The sequence below is a fragment of the Pedococcus sp. P5_B7 genome (assembly GCF_054049895.1).
On record NZ_JBFULM010000004.1, the window covers coordinates 62827 to 79271 of the forward strand.

Here is a 16445-nt window from a genome sequence, read left to right on the forward strand (position 1 = left end):
CTGCACAGAACCTTCACACCATCTCCGCCTCCCCTGTGCGGTCACTCTCCTACTCTCGGAATGTGAGCACCAAGCCCCGCGTCCTGGTCGTCGAGGACGAACCCACCATCGCCGAGGCGATCGCTGCCCGGCTCGTCGCCGAGGGCTTCGACGTCGAGCAGGTGCACGACGGACTCGTCGCCCTCGACCGCGCCGCGGCGTGGGATCCCGCGCTCGTGGTGCTCGACGTGATGCTCCCCGGCCTCGACGGCCACGAGGTATGCCGCCGGCTCCAGGCCGAGCGTCCGGTGCCGGTGCTGATGCTCACCGCGCGTGACGACGAGACCGACCTGCTGGTGGGGTTGGGGATCGGCGCCGACGACTACATGACCAAGCCCTTCTCCATGCGAGAGCTGGTGGCCAGGATCCGAGCCCTGCTGCGACGGGTCGAGCGCGCGGCCGCCGCCGGCGCTGGAGGGAGCGCCGGGGCGGTCGCGCCCACGGTCGACATGGACGGGCTGCGGATCGACGGCGCCCAGCGGCGCGTCTGGTCGCGCGACGACGAGGTGCACCTGACCCCCACCGAGTTCGACCTGCTCGCCTGCCTCGCTGCCCGGCCCGGCACGGTGCTGACCCGTGAGGCGCTGCTCGCCGAGGTCTGGGGCTGGGCCGACGCCTCCGGCACCCGCACCGTCGACAGCCACGTGAAGTCGTTGCGCCGCAAGCTCGGCGCCGACCTCCTGCGCACCGTGCACGGTGTCGGCTACGCCCTGGAGGTGGGTCGGTGAGGTACGACGTGCGCCCCCTCGACAGCATCCGGTCGATCAAGGTCAAGCTCGGTCTGCTCGTCGCGGTCACGGTCACGGTCGCGTCCGTCCTGGCCGTCGTCGGGACGCGCGCGGGGCTGTCCCCGTGGGCCACCGTGCCGGTCGCCGTCCTGGCCGCGCTCGGTGTCACCCAGCTGCTGGCCCGAGGCATGACGTCACCACTGCGCGAGATGACGAATGCCGCCCAACGGATGGCGACGGGCGACTACTCCCAACGGGTGCGCGCCACCTCTCGCGACGAGGTCGGCGAGCTGGCCAGGGCCTTCAACCGGATGGCTGCCACGCTCGAGCTCGTCGACCGCCAGCGTCGCGACCTCGTGGCCAACGTCTCGCACGAGCTGCGCACCCCCATCTCCGCCCTCCAGGCGGTGCTCGAGAACCTCGTCGACGGAGTGTCCGAGCCGGGACCCGAGGAGCTGCGCCTCGCCCTGGCCCAGACCGAGCGCCTCGGCCGGCTCGTGAACGACCTGCTCGACCTCTCGCGCGTCGAGGAGGGCGTGACACCGCTGCGGGTCAAGGAGATTCGCTTGTCGGACTTCCTGACGGAGGCGGTTGCGCAGGCAAGGGTCGACGGGCTGCGCTATGCCGTGACGGTCGAGCCCGAGACCCTGACCGTGCCCGCCGACCCCGACCGCCTGCACCAGCTGCTCGCGAACCTCATCGACAACGCCTCGCGCCACAGCCCGTCGGGTGGTCTGGTCCAGGTCAGCGCCGCGGCTGCAGGGAGCGACGTCCTGGTCGCCGTCGCCGACGAAGGACCCGGCATCGCGGCCTCGGACCGGCGGGCGGTCTTCGAGCGCTTCACCACCAGCGCTGCCCACAACAGCGGCACCGGCTTGGGCCTGGCCATCTCGCGCTGGGTCGCCCAGCTGCACGGCGGCAGCATCGCCGTCGCCGACAGCGACCGGGGCTGCCGCATCAACGTCCTGCTTCCGACGGACGCGGACCGTCCGACCACCACGAAGGAGCCCGTCATGAGCACCCTCACCCCACCCGCCCCGCTCCCGGAGAGCCCGCCCACGCCGCCGCGCGACTCGCTCGCCGCGTGGTGGCCCGACGCACCGCGCCGCCGGCCGGCGATCGTCACCGCCGCGCTGGTCACCGGAGCTGCCGCCGCGCTGGTCATCCCCAACCGGAGTGAGGGACTCGGCACGGCCCTGGTGTTCGCCGCGGTCGTGGGGACAGTCTTCGCGGCTCGGACCACCGTCGGTGCAGCGCCACGCTGGTCCTGGCGCGACGGTCTCGACGCCGGGATCGTGGCCCTGCTGCTGGCGACCCTGGTGCTCCGCGACGCGGAGTGGATCACCATCCTCTGCCTGCTCGCCGGCCTCGCGCTCGTCGCCGTGAACTCGACCCGGGCCCGCAGCGTGGTGGGGCTGCTGGCGACCGCCGCAGCCGTCCCCCTCGCGAGCCTGCGCGGGATGCCGTGGCTGGGGCGCACCCTGAAGCCGCGCACCAGCATCGCGGCCTGGCTCCCGGCCGCCCGGACCGCCCTCGTCTCGCTGGTGCTGCTGCTCGTGTTCGGTGCACTCTTCGCCTCGGCCGACGCGCTGTTCGCCTCGTGGGTCGACAGCATCACCCCCGACATCACCTGGAACGACCTGCCGGCCCGCGTGGTCCTGGCCCTCTTCATCGCGGCTGGGACTCTTGCCGCGGCATACGTCAGCATGGCTCCGCCGGCGGTCGACCGACTGCAGCTGCCGCTGCGACCCAGCCGCCGGCAGTTCGAGTGGCTCGCGCCGGTCTCGGTCGTCAACGCGGTGTTCCTGCTCTTCCTCGTCGCCCAGGCCACGGCCCTGTTCGGCGGCCACGACTACCTGCAGCGCACGACCGGCCTCACCTACGCCGACTACGTGCACGAGGGGTTCGGCCAGCTGACCGTGGCCACGATCCTCACCCTGACGGTGGTCGCGTGGGCGGCCCGCAAGGCCACGCCGGGCCGCACTCGCGACCTGGCCCTCGGCGTCCTCTGCCTCATGACCATCGTCGTGGTGGTCTCCGCCCTCCACCGGATGCACCTCTACGAAGAGGCCTACGGCTTCACCCGGCTGCGCCTGCTCGTCTCGGTCTTCGAGGGCTGGCTCGGTGTGGTGGTGCTGCTGGTGATGGCGTCCGGTGTCGTGGCGGCGCGCGGCTGGCTGGTGCCGATGGCCGTGCGACTTGGCGCGGTCGGCCTCCTGGGGCTCGCCGTCGTCAACCCCGACCTCTACATCGCCGAGCAGAACCTCGCCCGGACCGACTCGACCATCGGGACCGACTACGTCTACCTGGCCAACCTGTCGGCAGACGCCTACCCGGCGATCTGGAAGCTGCCCCAGGACGCGTTCGCGTGCGTCACCGGGACGGGCGAGCTGTCCAAGCCCACGGGCGACGACTGGCTGGAGTGGAACCTCGGTCGGGCTCGGGCCCGTGGCCTGCTGGCCGAGCGGCCGATCGCCACCAGCGAGCCCACCGGCGACGTCTGCCACCCGACCCGCTGACCCCGAGCCCTATCCAGCACCCTCAGCCGAGTGAGGCAAGCCGGGCCAGCAGGGGTCAAGGGGATGGCGCGAGGGCCGACCGGGCAGCGGCGATGGCGGCGAACTCGTCGATGCCGAGCTGCTCGCCCCGCGTCCGGTGGTCGATCCCCGCCGCGCGCAGGCACTCCTCGGCCCGAGGCGCTGACCCCGCCCACCCGGCCAGGGCGGCGCGCAGGGTCTTGCGCCGCTGCGCGAACGCCGCGTCGATGCAGGTGAAGGTGTCGCGTCGGCTCGCCGTGGTGATGGGGGCGGCCCGTCGTTCGAGCAGCACCAGGCCGGACTCGACGTTCGGCACCGGCCAGAACACGCTGCGGGGCACGCTCCCCGCGAGCCGCACCGCGGCATACCAGGCGGCTTTGACGCTCGGGACCCCGTAGGCCTTCGAGCCGGGCTTGGCGGCGAGTCGCTCGGCGACCTCGAGCTGGACCATGACCAGCACGCGTTCGAGGGTGGGGAACGCCTCGAGGAAGTTGAGCACGACGGGCACGGAGACGTTGTACGGCAGGTTCGCGACGAGCGCGGTGGGTTGCGGGTCGGGCAGCTCGCGCACCTGCATCGCGTCGGCCTGCACGAGCGTCAAGCGGTCTGCGTATGCCGGTGCGAGCCGGCTCACGGTGCCCGGTAGCGCCTTCGCGAGCTTCGGGTCCACCTCCACTGCGGTGACGTGCCCGACCTCGGGCAGCAGTGCGAGGGTGAGCGAACCCAGCCCCGGGCCCACCTCGACCACGGAGTCGGCGGCGGTCACCCCGGCCAGGCGCACGATCCGCTTGACGGTGTTGGCGTCGACGACGAAGTTCTGGCCCCACTGCTTGGTCGGGCGGAGGCCGAGGTCTGCCGCGATCTCCCGGATCTGCGCAGCTCCGAGGAACCCGCTCTGCTCGACCATGGCGCCGACTCTAGGGGACCACCCCCCACCCCACCTTTATCGGGTCCAGGGACAAAGTTGCGCTCCACCCGACAAGCGAAGTCGGGTGAAGCGCAACCTTCCCGAGCGAAGCCGGGGACGTCGATGCCGGGTCAGGCAGCGTGCGCGCAACCCCACGGGCCGAGACCCGACTTGGCGTAGTAGCGGTTGGCGACCGTGATCTGCTCCGCACGCGAGGCCAGGTCGGGGCGCGACGCGAAGTCGTCTCCACCATTGGCCAGCCACGAGCTGATGTTGAACTGCAGGCCGCCGTAGTAGCCGTTGCCGGTGTTGATCGACCAGTTGCCGCCGGACTCACACTGGGCGATCCGGTCCCACATGGCGGCGTTGGACAGGTTGATGCCGGCGCCGGAGGTGTTGCCCGCGTCGGGCGTCGGACGGGACTTCGTGCCGACGGCGACGATCCGGTCGACCGGCCTCTGCGTCACGGTGGCGGAGATGACCTTCTTGCTCTCGACCTTGCCGTCGACCTTGGTCACCTTGTACGTGACGATCTTGGCGCCAGCGGAGCCGGCCTTGAGCGTCTTGGTCTGGCCCATGTAGAGGCTCGAGTCCGACTTCTTGGTGACCGGCGGCGCGATGGCCTTGGTCTCCTTGACGTTCTTGGAGGTGACCCGCAGGACGGCGATCTTCAGGCCGGCCGTGACCGCGGTCGTCGCGCCGGGCTTGACCCGGTCGTCGGCGTCCTTGGTGACGTTCAGCTCGGACAGCACGTCGGCGACGGTGGCGCCGGTGGTGGTCGCGGTGCGGTTCTTGCCGTCGACGCGGACGACGACCTGCTTGGGGGTGGTCACGGAGAGGACCAGGCCCTGGCGGCCGAGCGACATCGAACGGGAGGCCGACAGCTTGGCGGAGTCGGCGCGGATGCCGAGCTCCTGCAGTGCGGCCGAGACGGTGGTGGCGGTGGTCCAGTAGTCACGCGTGCGTCCGTCGATGGTGACGGTCAGCTTGCGGCCGTAGCGGACCACGATCTTCTGGCCATCGGCGACCTGGGTGCCAGGTGCCGGGACGACCACGTCGTGCTCACGAATCGAGATGTCCTGCTTCTTGAGGATGTCACCGACAGTGCTGCCGAAGGCGTGCACGGTCGAGGCCTTGCCGTCCACCGAGAGGGTGACGGACTTGTCAAGGTGCGAGACGCCGACGGCGCCAGCAACGAGGCTGGTGACGACCGCGGCTTGGGCGATGCGTCGAACGGGACGGGTGATCACAATGCTCCAGAGTTCGTACTCCCCGGGCATCAGAGCGGTGTCGCGTCCCGTGCCCCTGGTGGTGTCTGGGGGCTGGGTTCCTGTGCCCTGGGGCAAAGGCATAGGGGTCGCTCTGACCCGCCGTCGTGGCGGTTGAACAACCCCTCATCGCGTCACCGGGAGGATCTGAACCCCGGCCAACAGTCATCCACCATGACCACCTTTTCGGCAAAGGTCAAATTTTGGTAACGGAAGAGTCGGGGTTTCGCCAAGCCACACCGATGTGATTCGCGGGGGGCGTCTGGGGGCGTCCGCGGGGCGTCCGCGAGGGGTCACCACGGGCCGTAGACGGCCTCCGCGTTGTCGCTCACGGCCTGGCAGAGGGTCGGCACGGCGACGCCCAGGACCCCCGCCATCGCCCGGATGGTGAGCGGCACGAGGTAGGGCGCGTTGGTCGCCCCGCGCCACGGCGCAGGCGTCAGGTAGGGCGCGTCGGTCTCGACCATGACCCGGTCGAGCGGGGTCACCGACAGCGCGTCACGCAGTCCGCGGGCGTTCTTGAAGGTGACCGTGCCGGCGAACGACAGGTAGTAGCCGCGGTCGGCGCAGGTGCGCGCCATCGAGACGTCGCCGGAGAAGCAGTGCATGACGGTCCGCTCGGGCGCCCCCTCCTCCTCGAGGATGCGCAGCACGTCGTCGTGGGAGTCGCGGTCGTGGATCTGCAGGGCCTTGCCGGTGCGCTTGGCGAGGTCGATGTGCCAGCGGAACGAGTCCTGTTGTGCCCCAACGCCATCGGGGCCGGTGCGGTAGTAGTCAAGCCCGGTCTCGCCGATGACCCGCACCCTCGGATGCGCAGCCAGCTCCTCGATCTCCGCGTATGCCGCGTCAAGGGTCCCAGCCTCGGCGAGCCTGGGTGCCTCGTTGGGGTGCAGGGCGACACCGCCCAGCATCGCCGGGTGCCGGTCGACCATGTCGACGGTGAACCGCGCCCCCGGCAGGTCGCAGCCGATCTGCACCAGCCGGTCGACCCCGACCGCCTTGGCGGCAGCGATCGCGGCTGCCACGTCGGGCGCCCCTTCGCCATCCCGGGCGATGTCGAGGTGCGTGTGGTTGTCCACGACCGCGATCGGCAGGGGGTCGGGGGCATCGGGCACCCGGTGGTGCCCGCCTTTCCCCGGGTCAGCCTTCGCCATCACCAGCGGTGTCACCATCAGCCGGGGCGTCGCCGCGCAGGCGGGCGAGCTCCTCCTCGACGACGGCCTCGTCGAGCTTGGTGAAGATCGGAGTGGGCTTCACCACAGTCGCCCCGATGACCACGGGTTGGGACTCCCAGCGGGGGGTCCCTGAGTACTCACCGGTGATGATCGGGTAGCTGCGGTCGGCGTCACCCTCGTCCAGACCGGAGACGTCCTGGAGCACCGGCATCGGCATGAACGTGCCCTCGCCACCGCCGAACGCCGCGTGCACGGCGTTGGACGAGTGCGGCAGGAACGGCGCCAGGATGCGGTTGAGGTCAGCCACGCACTGCGCGAGCGTGTGCAGCACGGTGGCCAGCCGCTCACGCTGGTCGTCGCCCTTGAGCTTGAACGGCTCGGTGTCGGTGACGTACTTGTTGACCTCGCCGACGGTCCGCATCGCCTCGGCCACCGCGGTCTTGATCCGCTGCTTCGCCAGCAGGTCGCCCACCACGTCGAAGGCAGCCAGCACCTTGGCGCGGACCGCCTCGTCGACCGGCTCCAGCGGCCCGGGCTGCGGGATCTCGCCGAAGCTCTTCGCAACCATCGCCGCCGTGCGGTTCACCAGGTTGCCCCAGCCCGCGACGAGCTCCGAGTTGTTGCGCTGGACGAACTCGGCCCAGGTGAAGTTGGCGTCCTGGTTCTCGGGGCCGGCCGCGCAGATGTAGTAGCGGATGGCGTCGGGGCCGTAGCGCTCCAGCACGTCGCGGATGTAGATGACGTAGCCGCGCGACGTCGAGAACTGCTTGCCCTCCATGGTGAGGTACTCGCTCGACACGACCTCGGTCGGCAGGTTGAGCACCCCGAACTCACCGGGCTCGCCCCCACGGCTTCCGTGACCGGCATACCCGAGGAGCTCGGCCGGCCAGATCTGGGAGTGGAAGGTGATGTTGTCCTTGCCCATGAAGTAGTAGGACAGCGCCTCGGGGTCGTTCCACCACTCGCGCCAGCGCTCCGCGTCGCCCTGGCGGCGCGCCCACTCGACCGAGGCGGACAGGTAGCCGATGACGGCGTCGAACCAGACGTAGAGCCGCTTGGCCGGCTGGTCGCGCCACCCGTCGAGCGGGACGGGGATGCCCCAGTCGATGTCGCGGGTCATGGCGCGCGGGCGGATGTCGTCGAGGATGTTGAGGCTGAACTTGATGACGTTCGGACGCCAGGTGCCGCTCTCCTCGCGACCCGCCAGCCACTCGCGCAGCGCGTCGGCGAGCGCGGGGAGGTCGAGGAAGAAGTGCTGGGTCTCGATGAACTCCGGGGTCTCGCCGTTGATCCTGGACTTCGGGTTGATCAGGTCGGTCGGCTCGAGCTGGTTGCCGCAGTTGTCGCACTGGTCGCCCCGCGCCTCGGGGTACGAGCAGATCGGGCAGGTGCCCTCGATGTAGCGGTCGGGCAGTGTCCGCCCGGTCGACGGCGAGATGGCCCCGCTCGTCGTCTGCTCGACCATGTAGCCGTTCTTCCAGACCTGGGTGAACAGCTCCTGCGCGACCGAGTAGTGGTTGCTCGTCGTGGTGCGCGTGTAGAGGTCGTAGGAGCACCCGAGGTCGGCCAGCTCCGAGGCGATGATCGCGTGGTTGGTGTCGACGAGCTGTTGCGGCGTCACGCCCTCCTTGTCGGCGAGGACCAGGATCGGGGTGCCGTGCTCGTCGGAGCCGCTGACCATGAGGACGTCGTGGCCGGCCATCCGCATGTACCTGCTGAAGACGTCGGAGGGCACGGCGAACCCGGCCACGTGGCCGAGGTGCCGGGGGCCGTTGGCGTACGGCCAGGCGACAGCAGACAGGACTTTGCTCACCCCTGAATCCTAGGGGTGGCCGCTACACGGTTTTCGGCCGCGCCGGTATGCCGCCTTCGCACCGACGCAGCCCCGCGGCATACCGACCCGCCCCTCTCCGGGAAACGGGGCCAGGTGGCCCCAATTCGGCTTCAGCTCGCCTGTGTCCCATCGATTCGGGGCCACGTGGCCCTGAATCGAAGCCGACCCTGTGGATGACGCCGGCCAGGGTGCGGCCCGACCGGCACGCTGTCGACGTGACCCGTCGACGCATGGGGGAGATCCCCTTCGACCCGAAGGCACCGTTCACCCGGCAGCGGGCCATGACCGCGGGGCTGAGCGATGCCGACCTGACCGGAGGGGACTATCAGCAGCTGTTCTGGGGGGTGTACATCGCCAGATCGGTGACCGTGACCTTGGTCGTGCGCGCCTTGGCAGCCCTGATGGCGGCGCCCGTCGGCACGATCGTCAGTCACCATTCCGCAGCCAGGCTCTGGGGTGGCATCCCCCCGGACTCCGGTGACGTCCACCTCTCCATGCCCCATGGCAACCGGCAAAAGACCCGCGGGATCCGATCACACCGCCGGTCGCTCATGCCTGCGCCCGCCACCCGACATGGGCTCCCGGTGACCACGCCAGAGCAGACCTTCATCGACCTCGCAGCGAGCTGTGACCTGGTCCAGCTCGTCATCCTCGGCGACTCGCTCGTCGGGGCAGGGGCGACCACGACCGCGCGCCTGATGGAGGCGTCCGTGCAGTCACCGGCGCGGCATGCGGCCCTCGCGCGGAGGGCGGCCTCCATGGTGCGCGCCAAGGTCGACTCCCCGATGGAGAGTCGGCTCCGCCTGCTGATGGTCTTGGCCGGTCTTGCCGAGCCACGAGTGAACTTCGAGCTCAGCGACGAGGACGGCCGGGTCAGATATCGCCTCGACCTGTCGTACCCGGAGCAGATGCTCGCGATCGAGTTCGACGGACGCCACCACGTGGCGGTGCAGGCGCGCTGGGAGGGGGACGTGATCCGGCGGGAGGACATCGAGGCGGACGGCTGGCGTTTCGTGGTGGTCACCTCGACCCAGTTCTACGGGTCAGCACAGGGCGTCCTGGATCGGATCGTGGCCGCCATGCGGGAGCGGGGCGTCCCGGTGCCACGTCGGCTGCGGGGCGAGTGGCGCCGCTACTTCTCCGGGCCCCAGGAGGTCGCCTGACGCTCAGAGCATCGGGCAATGCCGCGCCGAAAGGGGGCCACGTGGCCCCCTTTCCAGGGTTTGCGCCCCTCGTGGGCGCGAAACCGGGCCAGTTGGCCCCGATTCCACGACCCGGCTGGGGACTACGGGTTTTTCCCGATGTCGAACGCCCCGGGGACGAGGAGCGTGGACGGCACACCCCACCGGAGGAGGAACCATGATCCGCAGGACCATCACCCAGGCCGCCGTCGCAGCCGCAGCCCTCGCCGTCGTCGTGGCCGCGCCCGCTGACGCCGCGCTCTACAGCCACGACCGGTTCGACTTCACCTTCGCCGAGAGCTTCGACGAGTGCGGCATCACCATCGACCACACGGCTGCAGGCCACGCGGGCTTCTCGATCCGGACCATCAAGGGCACTGACGAGGCCTACCTCGGCTGGCAGCAGCTGTCGGCCGTGGACACCTTCACCAACCCGGCCAACGGTCACTTCTTCACGATCAGCAACCACAGCCTCTTCCGCGAGACCAGGGGCACCCACATCGAGGGCGACATCTGGAGCTTCGACTCCAAGCTCTCGGGCGCCTCGTTCACGGTCCGCGACAGCGCCGGCTCGGTCGTCACGCGCGACTCCGGCACCCTGCGGATGGTCACGACGTACGACCTGCTCGGCGACGGACAGCCGGGCGGCGAGCAGATCGGTGACCCAGTGATCACGGGGATGAACGGCCGCTTCACCGAGGTCGACTTCTGCGCCGACCTCGTCGGCCCGCTCCTCGGCTGACGCACGGGGAGGCTCCGAGCGGTCAGTCGCGTTGGCCCATCCCGGCGTCCCGCGCGCGGATGATGACCTCTGCGCGGTCGGTCGCCTGGAGCTTCGACAGGATCGCCGACACGTTGTTGCGGACCGTCTTCGGCGCGAGGAAGAGCTCGGCGGCGATCTGTCCGTTGGAGCGCCCGGCGGCGATCAGGTCGAGTACCTCGCGCTCGCGCTCGGTGAGCATCGGGAACTCCGTGGCCTGCCGCGCGGGGGACGGCGACAGCAGCTCGCCGATGCGGGCCGCCAGGGAGGCGCCGAACACCACGCCGCCAGCCGCGACGGCGGTGATCGCACGCACCACCTCGTCCTGCGCGGCCCCCTTGACGAGGTAGCCCCGCGCGCCGGCGCGCATCGCCGACAGCAGCGTGCCGTCGTCCTCCCCCATCGTGAAGACCAGGACCCCGACACCCGGCTGCTCCGCCAGCACCCGCCGCGTCGCCTCGATCCCGTTGACGTGCGGCATCTGGATGTCCATGACGATGACGTCGGGGCGGTGCTCGGACGCGAGCGCCACGGCTTCGGCGCCGTCGGCGGCGCGGCCGACGACCTCGATTCCCGGGTGCGGTTCGAGCAACGTCGCGAGCCCGTCCCGGAAGATCGGGTGGTCGTCGGCGATCAGCACCCGCACGGGGCGGGCACCTGCACCGGGTCCGTCGTCCGTCATCCGTTGCCTCCCACTGGCAGCCAGGCCCGCACCGTCGTCCCACCACCGGGCGGGCACACCACCTCGTAGCGTCCCCCGAGCTCCTCGGCGCGCTCGCGCAACGACCGGAGCCCGACCCCGGCGACGACGTCCGGCGCGATGCCACGCCCGTCGTCACGCACCTCCACGGCCAGGTCGGCGCGGCCGGTCGCGAGCGTCACCGTGCAGGAGCTCGCGTGGGCGTGGCGGGCGACGTTCGCGAGCGCCTCCGAGACGATCCGGTATGCCGCGACCTCCACCGCCGCGGGCAGGGCGGCGACGTCGTCGGCACGGACCGACACCTCGAGTCCCGCAGCGCGCGTGCGGTCGGCCTGCTGCTCGACGGCAGCCAGCAGGCCGAGGTCGTCGAGGGCCGGCGGGCGCAGGCCGTGCACGAGCCGTCGCACGTCGGCGAGCGCCTCGGTGATCTCGGCGCGCGACTGGACGACGAGCCGGTGCGCCGTGGCCGGGTCGGAGTCGACGGCGTTGCCGGCTGCGTCGAGGCGCATGGCGACCCCGCCGAGGACCGGTCCGAGGCCGTCGTGCAGGTCCCGCCGGATGCGGCGCCGGTCCTCCTCACGCGACAGCACCAGCTGCTCGCGTGACTCCTGCAGCTCACGGGCCAACAGGCTGCTGCGCACGGCGATGGCCGCCTGCCGGACGACGTCCACGAGCAGCACCTGGTCGCGCCGCGAGAGCATCCCCCGGATGCCCCCGTCGGGCAGCTCGATCGACCCGATCCGCTCACCGCGGTAGGAGATGGGGAACGAACGGCTCGCCGACGGCTCGGTGCCGTGCGTCGCCGCCAGTCCCTGTCCCGCGGGTCCGAGCACCTCGACGCGCACGAACGACACCCGGAACGCCTCGGCCACGCTCGCCGCGAGCGCCGGCAGCTGCTCCTCGAGCCCGCCGGACTCCTCGAGGCGCTCGGCCAGCGCCGAGACCACCTCGTACCGCTCCCCCCGCCTCCCCAGCACCCGTCGGCGCACCTGCGCGGTGAGCCAGGACCGCAGCGGACCGTATGCCGCGACGGCCAGCACCAGGACGAGCACCGTCACCTGCCGCTCCTGGAACCGGTCGCCGAGCAAGGCCGCCGCGGCGGCGACGACGCCGAGGTCGAGCAGGACGAACAGCGCTGCGATCGCGCCGTAGACGAGCGTGCCGCCGACGAGCGCGTCGATGTCGCCGGTCTCGGGCCGCACCACCCCGATGACGACCGAGACGCTGGTCGCCACGAGGGCGAGGACGAGGGCGCCGAACCCGACCGGTCCGTTGACGTCGAGCAGCATCACGCCGCCGGCGAGCAGGCAGACGATCGCGGCCCACAGCAGCCAGCGCAGCTGGGTGCGCTCCACCCCGGTCGAGCGCGAGTGCCGGGCGAACACCGTGGCGGCGGCCAGCGGCATCGCGAGCAGGGTCAGCACCTGGCCGACGCGGACGATGACGGCCGCGCCGCCGTCGGACAGCGGGAGGCTGATCTGCGGGAGCAGCCGCACCACCTCGTCGGGGAGTCGACCGTCGTAGATCACGTGGTCCGGAGCCAGGATCAGGCTCATCGGCAGGGTGACCGACATGACGAGCGCGGCGAGGGCCACCAGCCGCCAGCGACCCGACGGCAGGCGACCGGTCGGATAGAGCACGAGCACGAGCGGTAGCGCGACCAGCAGGAGCGACCCGGCCTCCGAGACCACCCAGTAGGCAAGCCCCGTGAGCGGAAGGGGCGGCTGCGCGCCCAGCCCCACCACGGCATACGACTCGCAGAAACCGTCGAGCGCCCAGAAGGCGCCGGTGCCGGCGAGCACCAGCCCGACCACGTGCCGTGGACGGAGGGCCAGGATCGCGGCGCCGCACAGCCCCACGAGCGCCCCGATGGCGCCGCTGACCACGCCGCGCTCGGAGACGTAGAGCGCCCGCTCGGCGTCGGTCGACCTCGCATCGAGCAGGACGCACCCGACGACGAGGGCGAGAAGGACCCCCACGAGCAGCCCGGGCCCGACGAGGTGCCGCTGGCGCGCGTCCGCCCCGGGCGCAGCCGTGCCCGGGGCCTGGGCATGCAGGGCTGGCACGACGGTCACCTCGCCAGTGTGCCAACGCCGGTGTCCCGTCGTCAGGGGATTGCTGTCCCGATCCGGCGGGACAACGTCAGGACCGGGAACGGGACGCCGGGCCCTGCCGCCCGGGTCGGGGGGCGCCGCAGAGTTCTCGGCAACGGCACCGACCGGGTGCCGACCACTCGACTCGACACAGACCAAGGAGACCCACCATGTCGCTCACGAAGACCTCAGCGCCGGCCCGTTCGGACCTGTCCAGCGGCGCCGCCACCCGTGAGACGCCCGCCGTCCCACTCACCCAGCGTCCCTACTTCCGCCACGGCACGATGCTCACCGTCGGGGCCCTCGCGTGGTCGAGCATGATCGTCGTGTTCGGGCTCAACAGCGACACGACCGCCTACCAGTACGCCCACAACGCGAGCTCGTTCCTCTTCCAGGTCGGGGTCCTGTGCCTGGTGCGGGTCCTGTGGCGCAGCAAGGCAATCGGTGCCGGCAAGGTCGCACGGACCGTGCTCCGGATCGAGGCCGGCGCCCTCGCCCTGGCGATGGCGTCCACCGTGTCCGACTTCTTCGGGCTGACCAACCTCGACAACCCTGCGTCGCTGGCGCTCGACATGTTCTGGCCGATCTCGATGCTGGGCATGTTCCTCATCGGCATCCGCATCGCCGTCGCGGGCCGCTGGACGGGCCTGTCCCGCTTCTACCCCCTGGTCGCCGAGAGCTGGGCCGTCGTGACCGTGCCGACGATGGGCATCTTCGGCGAGGGCGTGGCCCGCTGGGTCGGCGCCGCCCACCTGGTCATCGGCTACGCCGTCCTCGGCCAGGTCGTCGCCCGCAAGAAGGCGGACGGCAGCTGACCAGGCGACACGGAGCCTGACACCACCACCGAGGTATGCCGCGTGCGGACTCCGCACGCGGCATACCTCTGCGTGTGGAGCCACGGGCGGGAACCAGCGGCGGAACCGCGCACCAGCCACCTGCGTCGAGTAGACATGTCTTCACAGGTGCACCGCACCCGCACAGGAGGTGGCCGATGTTCGCCGCACTGACCGGCATGGGGTTGTCCGCAGCAGCGGGCCTCAACGCCTACATCCCGTTCCTCGTCGTCGCCCTGATCGCGCGGTTCACCGACTTCATCACGCTGCCCCAGTCGTACTCGTGGATCGAGTCGTGGTGGGCCATCGGCATCGGCGCGGTGCTGTTGCTCACCGAGGTGGTGCTCGACAAGATCCCCGCGGTGGACACCGTCAACGACGCGGTGCAGACGTTCATCCGGCCCAGCATGGGCGGCCTGGTCTTCGCCGCGACCTCTGCGGCCGAGGGGCTCGACAACTCGACGTGGATGACCCAGAACCCCTGGGTGGGGGTGGTCCTCGGCATCATCGTCTCGGGGCTGGTGCACGGCGGGAAGACCGTGGCGCGACCAGCGATCAACGCCGGGACGCTGGGCTTCGGCGCCCCGATCGCCTCGACGGTGGAGGACGGGGCATCGGTGGGACTGAGCCTCGTGGCGGTCTTCATCCCGGTGCTCGTCGTGCTGTTCCTGGTCCTGCTGGCCTGGCTGTTGGTGTGGCTCTGGCTCAAGGTCCGTCGATGGCGCAAGAGACGGGACGGCCGCGCAGCGCTGGCCTGACGCGCCGCGCTCGCATGATTCGTCCAGCCGGGACCGCGAGGATGGCCCCATGACCGTCGCCGCAGTCCCGCCGCCCACGCGTCGCGCCCTCGTCGTCGAGACCGCGCTGGTCCTGGGGGTCAGCCTCGGGTCGTCCGGCATCTACGCCCTGCTGTCCCTGGTCAACAAGCTCACCCGCAACGTGCCGCTCAACCAGCAGACCACGGCGATGAACTCGTCCGTCACCCCCGACCGGCCGTGGCTCGACCTGGCGTACCAGCTCGTCGGCATCGCGCTCGCCCTCGTGCCGGTCGCGCTCGCCCTCTACCTCCTGACCCGCGACCGGTCGGATGCCCGCCACGCGATGGGCTTCGACCTGCGCCAGCCGGGCCGGGACCTCGTGCGCGGACTGGCCCTCGCTGCCGCGGTCGGCCTCCCAGGACTCGGGCTCTACGCCGCCGCCAGGGCGCTCGGCCTCAACACCACCATCGCCGCGGCCAACCTCACCGACGTCTGGTGGACGATCCCGGTGCTCGTCCTCGCGGCCGCGCAGAACGCCGTGCTGGAGGAGGTCGTCATGGTCGGCTACCTATACACGCGGTGGTTGCGTGCCGGGTGGTCGCTGCCGGCCGTCGTCGTCACCTCAGCCCTGATCCGCGGGTCGTACCACCTCTACCAGGGTTTCGGCGGGTTCCTCGGCAACGTGGTGATGGGGCTGTTCTTCGGGTGGGTCTACACGCGCACCCGGCGGGTGGGGCCACTCGTGGTGGCGCACACCCTGCTCGACGTGGTGGCCTTCGTCGGTTACGCCCTGCTCAAGGACCACCTGGCCTGGCTCAGCTGAGCCGCGCCAGGTGGTCCTGAGCTCGGCGTTTCGAGATCACTTGGGCAGGTTGATGACCTTGTCCGGGTCGGGCGCGGCGACCTTGGCCACCGTGTTCCACTCGCTGAACTCGAGCGTGCCGGTGTCGTCGTCCGGCCCGACGATCTTGTAGATCGTCGCCTTGCCGTCGGCGCTCACGAGGAGCTCGCCGTTGTCCTTGCCCGACTTGTCGGTGATGGAGTAGGCGGCAGCGCCGTCGTACGTCGCGTTGGTGACCTTGGAGTCGGGAGCCGCCAAGGCGGCCTTCATCTCCTTGTCGCCGAACAGCTCGGTCAGCAGGCTCTTGATCGTCAGGTCACCGAAGTCCTTCGCCTCGGCGGCCGGCATCCGCACGTACTTGCCTGACAGCAGCTTGGCCGCATCCTTCGAGATCTGGGTCGTCCAGAACTCGTCGTTGCCGAGCAGGTAGTACTTGCCGCCGACGGTGAGGATGGTCGCCTTCGCCCCCTTGCCGACCCCGAGCTCGAGCGACTGGTTCGACCCGTCGGTGGTGCCGGCGAGGTCGATCGTCATCGGCTTGCCGTCGTCGGTGACCGAGCCGGTGATGTGGGTGCTGTCGGCGGCCAGCGCGGTCTTGCGCGCCTGGTCGAACAGCTCGGCGGCCGTGGGCGGCTTCGCCTCGGTCGTGGTGGACGACGAGCTCGAGCTGCTCGACGACGTGGCCGGGTCGGGCTTGTCGCTGCCACAGCCGGCGAGTGCGGTCGCGGCGAGCAGCGGGATGGTGAGGACCCCGAGGGTCCGGTGGATGGCGTGCATGGTGAAGGTCCCCT

The 16445-nt window shown here is 70.9% G+C and carries 14 protein-coding genes; 7 read left to right on the plus strand and 7 right to left on the minus strand.

Going from position 1 to position 16445, the window contains the following annotated elements:
* Positions 1-62 precede the first annotated feature (62 nt).
* Both ACXJKD_RS10885 and ACXJKD_RS10890 read left to right on the plus strand, forming a co-directional pair.
* Positions 63-767, plus strand: a complete 705-nt coding sequence (locus tag ACXJKD_RS10885; RefSeq protein ID WP_457254559.1) for a response regulator transcription factor — start codon at positions 63-65, stop codon at positions 765-767.
* Positions 764-3286: a DUF4153 domain-containing protein gene (locus ACXJKD_RS10890; RefSeq protein WP_457254560.1), complete on the plus strand. Its 2523-nt coding sequence runs from the start codon at positions 764-766 to the stop codon at positions 3284-3286. The genes ACXJKD_RS10885 and ACXJKD_RS10890 overlap by 4 nt, the downstream gene beginning before the upstream one ends.
* 55 nt (positions 3287-3341) lie before the next feature.
* Here the strand turns inward: ACXJKD_RS10890 and rsmA are convergent, their stop codons facing one another.
* The 4 genes from rsmA to metG all read right to left on the minus strand — a co-directional run bounded on the left by rsmA (position 3342) and on the right by metG (position 8467).
* A complete protein-coding gene (rsmA, locus tag ACXJKD_RS10895) occupies positions 3342-4211 on the minus strand; it encodes a 16S rRNA (adenine(1518)-N(6)/adenine(1519)-N(6))-dimethyltransferase RsmA (RefSeq protein ID WP_457254561.1) in 870 nt (289 codons plus the stop codon).
* A 131-nt stretch (positions 4212-4342) separates the two neighbouring features.
* The gene (locus tag ACXJKD_RS10900; protein ID WP_457254562.1) at positions 4343-5461 is read right to left on the minus strand and encodes a ubiquitin-like domain-containing protein; all 1119 of its coding nucleotides are present in this window, start codon (positions 5459-5461) and stop codon (positions 4343-4345) included.
* Positions 5462-5772: 311 nt separating this feature from the next.
* Positions 5773-6633, minus strand: a complete 861-nt coding sequence (locus ACXJKD_RS10905; protein ID WP_457254563.1) for a TatD family hydrolase — start codon at positions 6631-6633, stop codon at positions 5773-5775.
* The gene (gene metG / locus ACXJKD_RS10910) at positions 6620-8467 is read right to left on the minus strand and encodes a methionine--tRNA ligase (protein ID WP_457254564.1); all 1848 of its coding nucleotides are present in this window, start codon (positions 8465-8467) and stop codon (positions 6620-6622) included. Before metG ends, ACXJKD_RS10905 begins: the two co-directional genes overlap by 14 nt.
* Positions 8468-8703: 236 nt before the next feature.
* On the opposite strand from metG, the gene ACXJKD_RS10915 reads away from it, so the two are divergent.
* On the plus strand, positions 8704-9651 hold the full coding sequence (locus tag ACXJKD_RS10915; RefSeq protein WP_457254565.1) for an endonuclease domain-containing protein: 948 nt from the start codon (positions 8704-8706) through the stop codon (positions 9649-9651).
* A gap of 196 nt (positions 9652-9847) precedes the next feature.
* Positions 9848-10411, plus strand: a complete 564-nt coding sequence (locus ACXJKD_RS10920) for a hypothetical protein (protein ID WP_457254566.1) — start codon at positions 9848-9850, stop codon at positions 10409-10411.
* Between the two features lie 22 nt (positions 10412-10433).
* Here ACXJKD_RS10920 and ACXJKD_RS10925 read toward each other — a convergent pair whose 3' ends face one another.
* A complete protein-coding gene (locus ACXJKD_RS10925) occupies positions 10434-11111 on the minus strand; it encodes a response regulator (protein ID WP_457254567.1) in 678 nt (225 codons plus the stop codon).
* Entirely contained in the window at positions 11108-13204 is a 2097-nt protein-coding gene (locus tag ACXJKD_RS10930; RefSeq protein WP_457254568.1) for a sensor histidine kinase, read from the minus strand. The genes ACXJKD_RS10925 and ACXJKD_RS10930 overlap by 4 nt, the downstream gene beginning before the upstream one ends.
* A 188-nt stretch (positions 13205-13392) precedes the next feature.
* Between ACXJKD_RS10930 and ACXJKD_RS10935 the strand changes: the two genes are divergently transcribed.
* From ACXJKD_RS10935 to ACXJKD_RS10945, 3 genes are all read left to right on the plus strand, one after another.
* Positions 13393-14037 (plus strand): hypothetical protein, encoded by a 645-nt coding sequence (locus ACXJKD_RS10935; protein WP_457254569.1) that lies wholly within the window; start codon positions 13393-13395, stop codon positions 14035-14037.
* A gap of 176 nt (positions 14038-14213) precedes the next feature.
* Complete coding sequence (locus tag ACXJKD_RS10940; protein ID WP_457254570.1) at positions 14214-14813, plus strand: DUF4126 domain-containing protein; 600 nt, start codon at positions 14214-14216, stop codon at positions 14811-14813.
* 49 nt (positions 14814-14862) lie between these two features.
* Positions 14863-15636 (plus strand): CPBP family intramembrane glutamic endopeptidase, encoded by a 774-nt coding sequence (locus ACXJKD_RS10945; RefSeq protein ID WP_457254572.1) that lies wholly within the window; start codon positions 14863-14865, stop codon positions 15634-15636.
* A 36-nt stretch (positions 15637-15672) separates the two neighbouring features.
* On the opposite strand, the gene ACXJKD_RS10950 is transcribed toward ACXJKD_RS10945, so the two are convergent.
* Positions 15673-16431 (minus strand): hypothetical protein, encoded by a 759-nt coding sequence (locus ACXJKD_RS10950; RefSeq protein ID WP_457254573.1) that lies wholly within the window; start codon positions 16429-16431, stop codon positions 15673-15675.
* Positions 16432-16445: the final 14 nt, after the last annotated feature.

Coding starts and splice junctions, on each gene's coding strand:
- ACXJKD_RS10950 (WP_457254573.1), bottom strand. CDS start 16,431: ATGCACGCCATCCACCGGACCCTCGGGGTCCTCACCATCCCGCTGCTC.
- ACXJKD_RS10945 (WP_457254572.1), top strand. CDS start 14,863: ATGACCGTCGCCGCAGTCCCGCCGCCCACGCGTCGCGCCCTCGTCGTC.
- rsmA (WP_457254561.1), bottom strand. CDS start 4,211: ATGGTCGAGCAGAGCGGGTTCCTCGGAGCTGCGCAGATCCGGGAGATC.
- ACXJKD_RS10940 (WP_457254570.1), top strand. CDS start 14,214: ATGTTCGCCGCACTGACCGGCATGGGGTTGTCCGCAGCAGCGGGCCTC.
- ACXJKD_RS10935 (WP_457254569.1), top strand. CDS start 13,393: ATGTCGCTCACGAAGACCTCAGCGCCGGCCCGTTCGGACCTGTCCAGC.
- ACXJKD_RS10920 (WP_457254566.1), top strand. CDS start 9,848: ATGATCCGCAGGACCATCACCCAGGCCGCCGTCGCAGCCGCAGCCCTC.
- ACXJKD_RS10925 (WP_457254567.1), bottom strand. CDS start 11,111: ATGACGGACGACGGACCCGGTGCAGGTGCCCGCCCCGTGCGGGTGCTG.
- ACXJKD_RS10905 (WP_457254563.1), bottom strand. CDS start 6,633: ATGGCGAAGGCTGACCCGGGGAAAGGCGGGCACCACCGGGTGCCCGAT.